1 protein-coding gene and 1 pseudogene are annotated in these 1,532 nt (G+C 63.2%); both read right to left on the bottom strand.

All coding sequences use genetic code 11. From position 1 onward, the window contains the following. A pseudogene (aspA, locus tag AC1D1W_RS20625) lies at positions 1-188 on the bottom strand (aspartate ammonia-lyase); the annotation flags it as partial. Positions 189-362: 174 nt separating this feature from the next. Continuing rightward, positions 363-1,091 carry a FadR/GntR family transcriptional regulator gene (locus AC1D1W_RS20620; protein WP_476944689.1) on the bottom strand — a complete coding sequence of 243 codons (729 nt, stop codon included), beginning with the start codon at positions 1,089-1,091 and terminating at the stop codon, positions 363-365. Between the last annotated feature and the right edge of the window lie 441 nt (positions 1,092-1,532).

Below are 1,532 nucleotides of genomic sequence, written 5' to 3'. Positions count from 1 at the left end.
GCGGCGAGCTTCACGGCGGCCAGCCCGCGGACCAGGTGCATGTTGGAGGACAGCGGCTGGCCGGTGATGGGGAAGTTCTCCACGGCCCGGAGGGTGTGGACGCCCCAGTAGGCGCCGACGGGAACATCCCGGTCACCCAGGAGATCGTGTTCGGAGCGGGTGTCCGGGGCGGTATGTGCGGTGGTCATGGGGTCCTCACAGGGCTTCGTTGACGGGTTTGGACGGTAAAAATCTGGGGGTCGGGGCAGGACTGAGTGACGCCGCAGCCGGCACGGTGGGCATGGTTGTTCCAGGGCAAAGACGCCGCGCGCGGCTTGGGGCGATTGCAGCAGGGAGGGTGGGTGAAATCCGGGGTTTAGGATTTAGCGCGTATGGCCGGCCCTGGAGTTTCCGCTTCCGGGGACGATGGTGCCCAGAGCGCATTCGACCCCGTGCAAATGCAGCCTCATGGCCTGGGATGCTTCCTCGGCTGATCCATTCTCGATGGCAGCGAAAATGCGGGCGTGTTCCTGACCCGATTCCTYGCGCCGGTCAGCCACGAGGTTAAGGGTGTTTGATTGGTTGGCCATGGCGTCGCAGATGTCTGACAGGAATGATTCGAACACGCCATTGCCGCTGCACCGGGCGATGGTCACGTGGAACTCGGTGTTCAAAAGCACCCACTGCTGGAGATCATCTTCCTCGGACATTTCCCGGAGGATTTCCCGAAGGGCCTCCAGGTCTTCGCTGCTGCGGCGTTGGGCGGCTAGGCCCGCGGCCGGCACTTCCACGTGGGGGCGGGCTTCCACGAGGGCGCTGGCCGAATACTTGCCGAGTTTGAGGTCCTGGGCCACCTTGTCAGCGATGACGAAGGTGCCCTTACCCGTGTGGGTGGCCGTGAGTCCCAATGCGGTGCAGGAACGCAGCGCCTCCCTGACCATCGTGCGGCTCACGCCGTACTGTTTGGCCAGCGATGCCTCCGAGTCCAGGCGGGTGCCGACAGGAATCTTGCCGCCTTCGATTGCGCTGCGGAGGGATGCGAAGACCGCTTCGGCCGCGCCGACGCGCACCACTCGATCTTGTGCAGCTGTCCAGCTGTCCAACAGGTCCATATGAAGACTATGGCACCTGTCACACGGACCGTCAAGGAAGTTCCGAATATGTCGTGAGGGTAAGGGCCTCAGGTGCTCTCGCCAAGGGTTGCGGATGCCGCCCCTGATGCTAGCCCGCGAGAATCGTGCTCGAAGTCGAGTTCGGAGTGGAATTCCAACGCCACGACGACGGATCCAAACCGAGAATGCCCGACCTTCTATCTCGGGACGTGAACCACGTGGCGGAAGTGATCACGACCACTCAGTGTGCCGAAATTTTGGTGGTGCAGAATGGGACCGACACAGCCAAGACCGTGGCCATAGCCCCGTTCAGCCCAGCGATAAACACATCGCCAGCGGCTGCCTGCCGATGGCCAGGTCAACGCCGACCAGCACCAGTGAACCCGCGGCGACCGCGGAAGAGATCAAGGCCAGCACCAGCAGAACCATCCAAGGGAGGAC

The sequence above is a fragment of the Arthrobacter sp. P1_B4 genome, from assembly GCF_056406555.1.
The sequence above is the reverse complement of the archived record's forward strand: the minus strand, read 5'-3'. Positions and strand labels throughout refer to the sequence as shown.